11 protein-coding genes are annotated in these 11649 nt (G+C 39.1%); 8 read left to right on the top strand and 3 right to left on the bottom strand.

Translation table 11 applies throughout. From position 1 onward, the window contains the following. The first annotated feature begins 4 nt into the window (after window positions 1-4). The gene (locus N473_RS00695) at window positions 5-508 is read left to right on the top strand and encodes a hypothetical protein (protein WP_155735491.1); all 504 of its coding nucleotides are present in this window, start codon (window positions 5-7) and stop codon (window positions 506-508) included. Window positions 509-643: 135 nt separating this feature from the next. On the opposite strand, the gene N473_RS00690 is transcribed toward N473_RS00695, so the two are convergent. Further along, on the bottom strand, window positions 644-931 hold the full coding sequence (locus tag N473_RS00690; protein ID WP_063366303.1) for a hypothetical protein: 288 nt from the start codon (window positions 929-931) through the stop codon (window positions 644-646). Window positions 932-1033: 102 nt separating this feature from the next. Between N473_RS00690 and N473_RS00680 the strand changes: the two genes are divergently transcribed. From N473_RS00680 to N473_RS00655, 6 genes are all read left to right on the top strand, one after another. After that, a protein-coding gene (locus N473_RS00680; RefSeq protein WP_419555127.1) for an IS3 family transposase occupies window positions 1034-2157 on the top strand; the annotation gives its coding sequence in 2 pieces (ribosomal slippage) (window positions 1034-1256 and window positions 1256-2157; 1125 coding nt in all). Further along, window positions 2158-2385, top strand: coding sequence for a hypothetical protein (locus tag N473_RS00675; protein WP_063366301.1), 228 nt, complete (start codon window positions 2158-2160; stop codon window positions 2383-2385). Further along, window positions 2378-2950 (top strand): hypothetical protein, encoded by a 573-nt coding sequence (locus N473_RS00670; RefSeq protein ID WP_063366300.1) that lies wholly within the window; start codon window positions 2378-2380, stop codon window positions 2948-2950. Before N473_RS00675 ends, N473_RS00670 begins: the two co-directional genes overlap by 8 nt. 597 nt (window positions 2951-3547) lie before the next feature. Then, the gene (locus tag N473_RS00665) at window positions 3548-4057 is read left to right on the top strand and encodes a HEAT repeat domain-containing protein (protein WP_063366299.1); all 510 of its coding nucleotides are present in this window, start codon (window positions 3548-3550) and stop codon (window positions 4055-4057) included. Window positions 4058-5001: 944 nt separating this feature from the next. Next, entirely contained in the window at window positions 5002-5973 is a 972-nt protein-coding gene (locus tag N473_RS00660; RefSeq protein WP_063366298.1) for a hypothetical protein, read from the top strand. A 46-nt stretch (window positions 5974-6019) separates the two neighbouring features. Then, on the top strand, window positions 6020-7585 hold the full coding sequence (locus tag N473_RS00655) for a HEAT repeat domain-containing protein (RefSeq protein ID WP_063366297.1): 1566 nt from the start codon (window positions 6020-6022) through the stop codon (window positions 7583-7585). Between the two features lie 294 nt (window positions 7586-7879). Here the strand turns inward: N473_RS00655 and N473_RS00650 are convergent, their stop codons facing one another. Further along, the gene (locus tag N473_RS00650; RefSeq protein ID WP_063366296.1) at window positions 7880-8350 is read right to left on the bottom strand and encodes a hypothetical protein; all 471 of its coding nucleotides are present in this window, start codon (window positions 8348-8350) and stop codon (window positions 7880-7882) included. Between the two features lie 409 nt (window positions 8351-8759). Here N473_RS00650 and N473_RS26650 point away from each other — a divergent pair, with 409 nt between their 5' ends. Next, complete coding sequence (locus tag N473_RS26650) at window positions 8760-10394, top strand: PKD domain-containing protein (protein WP_063366295.1); 1635 nt, start codon at window positions 8760-8762, stop codon at window positions 10392-10394. 74 nt (window positions 10395-10468) lie between these two features. Here N473_RS26650 and N473_RS00640 read toward each other — a convergent pair whose 3' ends face one another. Then, a complete protein-coding gene (locus tag N473_RS00640; RefSeq protein ID WP_063366294.1) occupies window positions 10469-11464 on the bottom strand; it encodes a GNAT family N-acetyltransferase in 996 nt (331 codons plus the stop codon). Between the last annotated feature and the right edge of the window lie 185 nt (window positions 11465-11649).

Below are 11649 nucleotides of genomic sequence, written 5' to 3'. Positions count from 1 at the left end.
ATATATGAAAGAACTAGCTAAAAATGCTGCTCCGCTATTATTAGTTCTATATTGCTTAATAGGTGTCTTTCCTATTTTGCAATATAGCTATCTAAATCACGAGCCTTTTATATTCACATTCAAATATGTAGGACCACTGTTATTATTGGCATTTTTATATTTTTATTGGTCAAATCTTCAATATCAGAAGTTGTTAATCAAAATTGCTTTGATTTTTCAAGTAATAATGAAAGTGTTCTTTATTACCACTATGACAACTGGGTATATTCTGTTATTTAATGATTTGTCTAGTAAGCCAGAAACTAGTTGTTTTAGTGGGAATGTTACTGATAAATGGAAGAACTCGGAATCTCTATTTTTTACCGATTATAATTTTAAGTTAAAAGATAGAAATACCGGGGTGGTAGAATCTCTAAATGTTACGAAGAAGGATTTTGATCAACATAAGGTTGGTGAGTTATATAGCGAATGCTTTAAAGAAGGAGTATTTGGGATTCGTTTTAAATGATCACTAAATAAGAATTTTGTAATTTGAATCCAAAGCCTCGCAATCGCGGGGCTTTTTGTTTTCAACCTGCGATCAAGAAAAATCTACGAACCTTATCCTATTAACCAAATCCAATATCTGAACTTTATGACCAATCTATTTAACTGAAACAAGCTTCTTAAAAGAATCACTGCCAGGGTAAAGTGTAAAGGCTTTACCTGATTGTATAAGTTTGCCGGAAATATAAAGCTGGCTAATGGTTGCTTTGTATTGTGGGTCTAGTTGTTCAATTGGTGTGTTATCGGATGTGCCCATACCAGAGTAATATCCCAGATGAAAAGAGCCATCATCTTGAGAAATTAAAAGACTAGGTGAATCAGTGTTGTCTGCGCTCCATATGTTAATTTTCTCGAGTACTGAGTGTTGAGATTTATGTTGGTTCATGATCGTGCTCTTGATTGAACTATTCCTATAAAGCTAGTACTGATCTTCCCCTAAACAACTAGACATCTTTTATTTTGAAAATGAAGTAAGATAGAAGGTGTTATGAGAAATAAATATCCACAAGAATTTAAAGACGAAGCCGTTCGTCAGGTCATCGATAATGGCTACGCAATTAAAGATGTAGCTAATCGCCTCGGAATTACTGATAAATCACTTTATAACTGGGTGAGTAAGGCAAAGAAAACGCCTAAACAGAATAAAGAAAGTGACGAAATAAAGCGGTTAAAAGCTGAGCTAAAACGCGTTACTCAGGAGCGTGACATATTAAAGGAGGCCGCCGCGTTCTTTGCAAGCGAGTCAAGGAAAGATACGCGTTCATAAAGTCTCGCCTCGATAAGTGGAAAGTCGCTCAAATGTGCTCTGTCCTTAACGTTCATCGAAGTGGCTTTTATGCTTGGCTAAATGAGCCTGAGTCCATTAGAGCAATTGAAAACAAGCAACTGACCAAAGAGATAAAAGAAGCGTTTATTGAGTCTGGTGGCGTTTATGGAAGCTCTCGAATTACAGCTCAACTGAGACGTAATGGCACGCGTGTTGGTGAGAATCGCGTGGCGCGTCTAATGCAGCAAGCCAAACTCAAGGCTAATTTGGGTTATAAGCGTCGTTATTTTAAATCGTCAATGCCATCGGTCATTTCAGATAATCATGTACAACAACAGTTTGTGGTAGCTGAGCCTGATACCACTTGGGTGACCGATATCACCTATATCAAAACGTATGAGGGCTGGCTGTACTTAGCAGTCGTTGTCGATTTATTCTCACGCAAAGTCATAGGCTGGTCTATGCAGCCCACAATGAAGCGTGAAATTGTAATAAAAGCACTGCTGATGGCTCTATGGCGTAGGCAACCAAATGCTAATGTTATCGTGCATAGCGACCAAGGCAGTCAATATACAAGTGAAGACTATCAAGCGTTCTTAAAGACAAATAACCTTACAAGCAGTATGAGCAGGCGTGGTCATTGTTTGGATAATGCTGTCGCTGAGAGTTTTTTTCACTCACTTAAAACGGAGCGAGTGAAGCGAAAAATCTACGCGACTAGGGATGAAGCTAGGGCAGACTTGTTTGATTATATAGAAGTATTTTACAATCGAGTACGACTGCACAGCCATCTGGGCCATCAGTCCCCAGAAGAGCTTGAGATCCGATATAAATCGGTAAGCTAAGTGTCTATAGTTTTAGGGGAAAATCAGGATGGACTTAACGCAGGTATGACCATATTTACAGAGTTGACACTTCAAGTAGGGACAGCCGCGGCTAGTGAAGATAATAGTGAGCAAACTGATGGGGGAAAGGTGGGTTTTCTATTCAACATGGCAATAACCCCTGGTGCTTTTTGTGTGGAAGAGCAGAAGAACAAGTCGATCCATTTAGAAGAAACTAATTATGAATAGGTTCTATTCGAAAGAAATCCCAAACCTCATAATTATGATGGTAATTGCTACCGTCACTTCTGTGTGTTTTTTGGAAAGCTGGCGTGAAGAGTTCGCGTTGTATGTAATCATAATTTTAATTCTGCTCTGGGCTATAATAGTAGGGTTAAGTTATGAGGTTAATGAAAATAAAATAGTATTCTATAAGTTTAATTATAGATATATATCTATACTATTTGAAGATGTTGAGTTTCTGACTTTTTTTGGGAGAACGTTTTCTATCATGACTTATTTAAATAGACCTGTAATATTGCTCGGATTGAAACGAACGGATGTGAACTTGATCTTGAATAAAGTTAATAAGTCTTGTGGTGGTTTTAATAATGAAGAGTTTTTTGTTATTTTAAATAATGCAAAGCTTTTACGTGGGGTTGTGCAGGATGTTGGTATTTTATCCTTTATAATGTACTTGCTTTTTTTTGTTATAAATCCTTCGGTTGAAGTTGGCTTTATAGTTACCTGTTTTTTTTGGGTGTCTTTTAGTGTTTCATTAATTTTGAAATTAAAAGGTATAAAAAAACTATAGATTTGAATGCCTTTTGAATTAAGCCTTCTTGCCTAGTTCTCAAAAAATTCGAACTGTGAACGGTTATTTAGGCAATTTGTATAAGTTTATTCGATTTTGCCATTGAAGAGTGAAAGAGAGGTTCTCTACTAGGTTTTGTAACGCCACTCAATTTAGTACAGAATTGGACATTGTGAGAAACCTATTATAGGTTTTTCATAACCAATACAAGATATTGAAAAATATGATTATTTAACTAATTTGGCTTGGTTGTGAGATGGTTAAACCTTCGAGTTTTCTTTTTCATCAATCAAGCTTTTGAGATTTACTAGAGTCGGTCGACCGTAATAATTGGTATCAATATGATATGTGTTACCTATCCAAACCACCAACGACATAGACATCCTTAACGGAGTCAATAACTATCGTTTTTTGTGCCGCGACCTTTTTGATAGCATCAATCCCAATCTTTAACATTTACAAATCCCTTAAACAAACCAGCCAGAGTTAATTCTAGCATTAGTTTATTAATCGAATAGGCACATGCTTATGAGGCGCCACTGTGAATGTTATCTTTAATTTATTACGTCGTAAGAAAGCGAGCATAATAGTAAGGCCATGCCAATTAAGCCTCCCCAACAAGTGTTTGATAAAGTTGTAACGCTTGTAGAGGATGAAGAAGTTAGATCTGAAGCTATAAGAGTACTTGGCGACTGGGAGTATATTAACTCAATTGAACTGATTGCCAAGCACCTAAACGATCACTCTGAGCTGGTTAGGTTGGACGCGATTTATGCTCTTGGTGAGATTCGAGGTAACGATGCTCTAGAGCTACTTGAACAAATCAGCATGGAGCAATGCTCTGAAGTTGAAAAAGTTCGTTTATATCAGTCGTTAATAAGATGTGGTCGCAGCGAACTTATTGAAAAATGGTTGTATTTTTTAAACAGTAGTGATGCATTAGTTAGAGCAAATGTGGCCGGAAGAACATGGAGTGTTTGTGATTCAAATTCTCATGCAGTAATAAACTCTGCATTAGAGGTTGCTAGGAATAAGGAAACACATATTTTTGTTGTAAATGAAATTGATGACGCTCTAGATTGGTTAAAGTCAAAGGAGCCTATGTAAGGTTAGTTTGAACCCAAAGCCTCGCACTATGAAGTGACCCCCAATAATTGGACATTCTAATTACTGGGGGTCTTTTTATGTCTAAATACAGTAAAAAGTTCAAACTAGAAGTTGCGACGCAAACCAACACTTAAGGTTCATGCTCGCTTTCTAGGCAAGTTAATGTCAACTCACGGCAAATACGATATTGGTGTTTAGTTTATCGCCTTAATGGCGAACACGCTTTTTTGCATAAGTAATAGCCTTATACAAGTGAAGTTCACTTAGAAATGATCCAACGAATGAAACGAGAAGGGTGGTCGTTAACTTACACCAGTTGTATGTCCCCATAGTGAAATAGTCCATAAGTAGAATTTTTATCAATGTAAGAAGGACATTTTACGATGCGAAAAAGTAAGTTCACTTAAACACAGATAGTTTGCATGATAAAAGAATTTGAATCGGGTGTGCCAGTACCAGGAATATGCACTTTAGCCAACATCACACTACTCGCACAGCTCCGGTACTGGAACGCTTATCTCGACTTATGAAGGATTTACCACACTCGTTCTTTATGTTTTGCTTGAAAATCGGACAGTGCTACTTTTGTTGTGTTAATTTTAATTAAAGTCATGAATATTAGCTTTGTTCTTGGGATTATCTGAGTTATTGGCTTGTGTGGTTTTAGTTTTGTTTAATACGAAGTTTTTGATAACTATTTAGTGGTATTACAAGGTTAAAATAAAATTTTATTTTAAATTTAACACCAATGTAAAAACTTATTATTGTAAAAGTTGTATCAATCAATGTTGGGATACGTATTTATTTGAGGTTTTCTGGTTGTTTTTAAATCTATATTTATCTATAAAAGGTAAAAATGAAAGTAAAGTGTAAAAAAAGTGTGTTATTGTGGTTTTGTTGCGCAACATATATACATTTGAACATTTAAAAATATGAGGATAACCATGAAATTCAAATACGCTGCATTGTTAGGCGTTATCTCTGCGATTACATTGTCACCTGTTGCAAACGCCTACTTATATAAAGATCCGGGTTATGTAGAGCGCAATGTAAGAACGATTGAAAAAAATAATGTGATTGGTCAATCGCACCAATATCGTGATCAGCAGGGGTGGATGTATGTTGATCAGGTGAGCAATGGCGCAACGCAAGGGGCGTATCAAGCTGGTAACTGGGTGAAGCTTCACAATCGAAACTTTAAAATGTCTATTGGTGAACTTGAGTTTTCGTTTAACCCTAGCAAGCTCGACTGTACGCAGGGAATGAGCTTTAACTTTACTGTTGGTGATGACACCGTCGCGAGTTTTAAGCCTAATTGTGATGATTTGCTTAACGCGTCTGTTACCTATCCAGTTGAGTACTATTTTGATCTTATCCCAGAGCCAATAAAGCCTAAAGTAGAGCTTCCATTAGATCCGCTTGGGCTATTAAAAGTGGGTGTTAAATTTGGTGCTGGTGTTGAAGCGGGTGCTGAATTTACCGTGGGGGGAGTAATTGGCGGCTACGGTAATGAAGAGCCTTTCGAAGTCGATGGAGTAAGACGTCCAGACTATATATATGCCTCTGTTGAGCCATATGTTGGTGGTTTGGTATCGAGCTCTGCATACGGTTCATTTGGCCACGGCATCTCTGAAGCGGGTGTGAAGGGTAAATTAAACCTGTTGAAAGTCAAAGGGAAAGGCTATGTCGAGGCGGGAATTCGTCGTGTAGCGCAAGACTCGCAAGTCATTGAACAAGGCTTCTTAGAGTTAAAAATTAGCACAAAACTTACTGGTGGCGACGGCAAAATCCAAGCCTACTGCAAGAAGTTGTGGGGTTTACTGCAGTTCAATGTGGACGTAATGAAATGGGATCCACTGTATACACGTGAAACCGTGCTGTACGAATATGCTAGCCCAGTTTGGGAAAATCTATAACAACAGAAGTAGTGGTGGCTTTAGCCACCACTTTTGAGAAGATTTCATGAATAAAACAATTTTTATGTGTGTCGCTGCGGCGTTGTTTGCTGGCTTGATCATTGTAAACTTTTCCTCGAGTCAAGCACCGCACCAGGCACAATCGACTGAAAGCACTTCAAAGGCCGAAGATAAGCCGGTGTCAAAAACATATTTCTTCGCTTATCAAGTGGATATTCACTCTGCGGTATTGAGCGACAGCGGCAGTGCCATGACATTTTCTGAGCTGAGTTGGCAAATGCACTTTCAACCACATGCCGCCGCTTCGACAAAGTCGGCTGCGATGCTCAGTGACATCGTGTTTATGACAGACAATAAGCTACAATCGATGCCTGCTCAGTTACCATTTTTGGTGAAGTATCAGTCACGGCAATTCTCTGAACTCGACATGCTTGGCTTGAATGAGCAGCATCCACTATTTGTGGTATCAAAAGTACTCGATTTAATGAGTTACTCATTGGATACACCCCTGACATTCGAAGATGCTTTGGGTATGAAGACTTTTCAATACGTTCAACAAGATAATGTCATTGAACGCGTGATAACAGCGCAGCAAAAATATGCAGACAATCAAGAACAAGAGCTGTGGAAACTGACCGTGAATAAGAATGCTTCTGGGGATCAACTGACACTAGAGTATGATAACAAGCAAATTTGGCAACGCAGTGGACAGCGCTATGAAGTTGTGCAAACAGTGACGGTAAAGCCAATAAAGCATGTACCATTTGCTCCCGTTGATTGGGTTGCCAATCACAACCATACTATTCAACCCGCGACATCCTCAAAGCAAGTCGAGGTACAAGTGACGAGTGATAACTTCATGACTCTTATACAGTCACTACAGAGCAATTTAGATCCCAACTTGGCCAAAGCAATCGGTTTGTATATGCTAAAAAGTTTTGATCAGAGCGAACTGAAAGCCCTTTTTGATACGCATGATAGTTTGTCCTCTGCTTTTATTTACGCATTGCAAAAAGCCCAAACCCTGCAAGCGGAGCAGATGATTTCAGATCTGCTAACTGATAATGATGTAGGTATCCAAGTTCAACAAAAACTTGTTATGGCATTAGGGCGGTTTGAAAATGCATCTGATGTTGGCTTTTCTAGTTTAAGAAGCCTTGTTGAGCAGAGGGGAAACACGGTGCTTTCTGACATGGCCATGTTGAGTATGGGAACAATGAGTAAGTTTTCACCCGCACAGTCAACACATGTGGCCAGTTATTTATCTAAGCAGATGGATGACCCCAAGCAGTTATCAACAGCGGTGCTAGCGATGGCCAATACGAAAAACCCTGCGTTAATTGCGAAGCTCCCTGAGTTACTTCAACACTCTGATATACAAGTGCGCAAAAATACGATTAAATCGTTAGGGCCAATTGCTGAATATCAAGACCAAGTGGTATCAAGTTTGTTGGCGTCGCCACAAATGGCCGCAATTGATGCGTTTGCACGTGTGTATCAGCAAGCAAACTATAAGTTATCTGCAATGAATATTGAACGTTTAGATAAACTGAATCAATCGCAAACCAACCCAGTGATTAAAAAGCGGTTAAGTACGATTATAAAAATGTGATTTTTACGCTCATGATGCGTATGTTCTATAAGTGGGTCTTAATTTATTAAGGTGTAAGACTCACTGCCTCTGTACGCACGCTTTTTTTTAGTATCGCATTATTACAGTAATCGGCATCATATGTTTTGATCTTGAGTATTGTTTTATAAGCATATTGCTGACACAGAGGTTGGCTTTCCCTGAATATATTAATTGTTTTAGTGCAGTTAAGTTTGAGATATATCGTTAAGAGACTTGTCTATTTGGCAGGTGTGTTATTATTGTTATCTGCCAAATAGACAATAAGTTATATCTCTATTGTTTTATCCAATCAACGATATAGCCAGCACAAATAAAATGCATCGGTTGATCAGTAAAGTCTGGTCTACAACCACCAATTTCTGTTGCACCGCGTTGCCTTAAAAAGTCCTTTGCTTGTTCTGGTGAAATACCACGTGCCTCAACCAGTACTTTGTCTTTACAATATTTGACGCTAATGGTTTTTATATCAGAGTGTGAAAAGGGCACATTCGCAAAGCAGGTCGCATATTCTCGACGATGAGTTGTCGGGTTTGTTATCCAGTCTCCAATATAAATGCGAGATTGAGTCGTTTGTGGAACATATTTTTCTATGTGATGGAACGCCCCGTTCACATATGCATGGCAGCTTGCGATGCCCCTATAATATTTGGTAGTAACGCTTTCAACCTCTGTTTTACACGCTTGAGAAAATGTAGCAAAGGATGATAACCCCAAGATTAGGCTCGCAGTTAGCTGTTTTTTCATTATTAGAATTTCCTTCTTACATGTTATGGAGATTTATCGGGCTAAATAGATAAATACCAAAAGTATCAATATGTGAACTGGACTTAATTTAGCATCGAAGTACTACTAGAGGTAAGCTGATAAATCTGCCAGTTTCGATGTTTATTTTTTTTGGTGTAGGGGCTGCATAAAAATTACGAATCAAATCGATTCTGTATACTAAATATATGATTTATAAACTTTCATTTTTAAAAATTAATCAATGGGACACCTAAACTAAGAGGGGGTCATGTACATAAAATGACTTGGCTTTGTCTATAATTTACTCTTTTTAATTTACCCCACCCTTGAAATTAACTTTGTAATAACATAAATTTCATAAGCTTTTTATTAAAAAGCACAATAATTACAATTAAAGGATTTTATACTTATGACATCATGTAAAGTAATCAAGTCGCTACTCCCTGCTTGCGCACTTGTCGTTGCCAGTGGCACACAAGCAAACATTCAAGATACTGGCGTTGCACAAAAAACAGAAGTTGCTCAAGCGGTTTCTTATCAACTTAATTTAGGTATCAATAACGTGTCTAATTCAGATAAAAATGAGTTTGAACATGTGATTAATTACCCGAACGCGAACTTTATTAAAGTTAACTTTGCTAAATTCTCACTGCCAAAAGGCGCTTACCTCGAAGTGAGTGATTTAAAAGGCAAAGAAGTTTATCGGTACGATCAAAATGACAGCGGTGTCTTTTCGTCAATGTCTGTATCGGCAGATGCAATTAAGCTTAAGTTAGTCGTCTCTGAGCCAAGCTTGTGGGCGCAAGGTCATGGCATTGAGGTTGCGGATTTTTATGCGGGCTACTCTGACACAGAGCTTGCCTCGAACGAGATTATGTCGGGCTTTGATATGATTGAGCCAAACTCAACTTGCGGCATTAATGAACGCAGAGATGTCGCATGTTGGGAAACATCTCACCCAGTCGAGTATGAGCGCAGTCGTCCTGTTGCCCGTTTGCTGATCGGGGGGCGCAGTTTATGTACCGCTTGGCGTGTCGGTGCAGGTAACCATATGTTTACCAACAACCACTGTTTTGATTCGGCGGCTGATGCGAAAAACGTAGAAGTATGGTTTAACTATCAACGTTCAGCATGTGGTACTGGTAGCACGAATGGCACAGTGAAAGTCATGGCTGATCAACTGCTTGCTACTGACTATAGATTAGATTATACGCTATTTACAGTAAGTAACTTCGAGAAAATCAGACAGTTCGGCCATTTTGGTTTAGATGTGTCTGCACAACAAAAAGGACAGCGTATTTTCATTCCTCAGCACGGTAGCGGTAATCCGAAAGAGTTGGCGATTGAAAGCGATCAAAATACGGGCGGTTATTGTCAAATTGATCAAACAGTGACAGCTGGTCGTGGTTCTGACACTGACATGGGATATAAATGTGACACTATAGGTGGTTCTTCTGGTTCGCCAGTCGTATCTGCGTATGACAATAATGTCATTGCACTTCACCACTATGGTAATAGCACGCAATGTACTACCAAATTGAACCGTGGTACGCGAATTGAACTAATTTGGCCTGAAGTCGCAACGCACTTTGGTGGAGTGATCCCTAAAGGAGATACCGATCCTGTTGATAATACGCCGCCAGTTGCGAACTTCTCATTTACGAAAAACGCACTGACAGTGGCATTCTCCGACACCTCTTTTGATGACAAAGGGGTTGTGAGTTATGACTGGCAGTTTGGTGACGGCACAACAAGCCAGCTTAAAAACCCAACGCATACTTATGGTGCTGCGGGCACTTACAGTGTGTCTCTGACTGTAAAAGATGTCGAAGGGTTACAATCTACTAAGACTCAACAAGTGACAGTATCTGTCGGTGGTGGTTGTGCTGTAGATGCATGGTCAAGTAGCAAAGTATATTTGCAAGGTGACCAGGTTTCACAAAATGGCAGTATTTATGAAGCACAGTGGTGGAATAAAGGCGATTCACCAGCAGATCACTCTTCTAAATGGGAAGTATGGCAGTGGGTACGTGATTGTAACTAATCGCACTCAAAGCTGATTTAAAAAGCCACGATTGAATTTCAGCGTGGCTTTTATCTCAGTTAAAGAGGTGAGCGCTATGTAATAAAATGTTCAATGGGGAGTGTAAGCTCGGTTCTGAGCAAAGAGCGGGTGTATTTAGCATTGTTCATTGAAGCGTGGTTACCACTGTAAATATAACCGCACACAAAGTCATATTGTGCACGAATTTTGTCAATCATGGCTGCTTGTATTTTAGGTCCAAAGCCTTGGCCTCGAAACGCCTTTGAAATTATAAACTCATTGATTAATAGCCCTCTATAACCAAGCTCTGTGCAGGGGTCTAGCAATATAACACCGACCTTTTGGTTTGGGTGATCACCGTGATAGGCAACAAATGCCAAATTTTTTTCTACCAGCTCAGCGACTGATTCTTTATCTTCGATTTCGAGACGATCTTTTAAGTGCGGTACATCGAGATGAAAAGCTTTATACTCCTGTTCATACCAATGCCAGTCAGCGGCCATATCAAAAGGGAGTAGCGTGATTTCCTCGTCTGTGGGTATATTGATATTGGCAATTTCAGCGCCCCAAAAACAGTCTTCAATTTCAACGCCACGTAAATTTACAAGTAGCTTAAAGTGATCGCTATGTGGCTTAGACCATACGGATACGATTTCAGGTTGGCACCAACTAAAAAAGCGCAATATATCTGGTAAGTAGTGTTGAAGATCAGAGTACTCAACTGTATGTTCTCCGATAATCTCGATGAAGGTTTGGTCTTGATGATTGCGGTAGATCCCAGCTAACCACAGTGTGCCACAAGGTAAAGTCACTATTTGATCGTGGATGTGTTCATCTGGCACAGTATCAGAGATTTGTCTTCGCGCTCTGACTTCAGCAAAGCCATTTTTATAGTCATCACAGCGTGCCGTAATATCTTTACTCTCTGCATCCATCGCGCTGTTCAGATCAAAGCGTAATAAAGGTGAAAGATCACAGGTATTAATAACGCCTCGAGTAAGCCGTTCAAGTTCGGGTTTCGTTGCTTTGGCCAGTGATTTAAACGTCAGGGGGTTGTCCGTGTTGTTCATCTTTAAATGTCAGCTTTTTAAAGCTGCACTCCATTTAACATTATTGTTATTGTCACTTGTATATGAGGGTAACTATATATATTTCAAAGTACTAAGCTTGAATTAAATCCATTTAAACAGAATTTTCACAACCAGCTAAACTTAATGCCATGGAGTCGCTCGGCATATAAAAAGTGAACGAGATA

Origin of the sequence: Pseudoalteromonas luteoviolacea CPMOR-1, assembly GCF_001625685.1 — a bacterium.
Classification (GTDB): domain Bacteria; phylum Pseudomonadota; class Gammaproteobacteria; order Enterobacterales; family Alteromonadaceae; genus Pseudoalteromonas; species Pseudoalteromonas luteoviolacea_K.
The sequence above is the reverse complement of the archived record's forward strand: the minus strand, read 5'-3'. Positions and strand labels throughout refer to the sequence as shown.

What these genes read in the sequence shown, in the direction of transcription:
- N473_RS00695 (WP_155735491.1), top strand. Translation starts at nt 5, where the DNA reads ATGAAAGAACTAGCTAAAAATGCTGCTCCGCTATTATTAGTTCTATAT.
- N473_RS00690 (WP_063366303.1), bottom strand. Translation starts at nt 931, where the DNA reads ATGAACCAACATAAATCTCAACACTCAGTACTCGAGAAAATTAACATA.
- N473_RS00670 (WP_063366300.1), top strand. Translation starts at nt 2,378, where the DNA reads ATGAATAGGTTCTATTCGAAAGAAATCCCAAACCTCATAATTATGATG.
- N473_RS00665 (WP_063366299.1), top strand. Translation starts at nt 3,548, where the DNA reads ATGCCAATTAAGCCTCCCCAACAAGTGTTTGATAAAGTTGTAACGCTT.
- N473_RS00660 (WP_063366298.1), top strand. Translation starts at nt 5,002, where the DNA reads ATGAAATTCAAATACGCTGCATTGTTAGGCGTTATCTCTGCGATTACA.
- N473_RS00655 (WP_063366297.1), top strand. Translation starts at nt 6,020, where the DNA reads ATGAATAAAACAATTTTTATGTGTGTCGCTGCGGCGTTGTTTGCTGGC.
- N473_RS00650 (WP_063366296.1), bottom strand. Translation starts at nt 8,350, where the DNA reads ATGAAAAAACAGCTAACTGCGAGCCTAATCTTGGGGTTATCATCCTTT.
- N473_RS26650 (WP_063366295.1), top strand. Translation starts at nt 8,760, where the DNA reads ATGACATCATGTAAAGTAATCAAGTCGCTACTCCCTGCTTGCGCACTT.
- N473_RS00640 (WP_063366294.1), bottom strand. Translation starts at nt 11,464, where the DNA reads ATGAACAACACGGACAACCCCCTGACGTTTAAATCACTGGCCAAAGCA.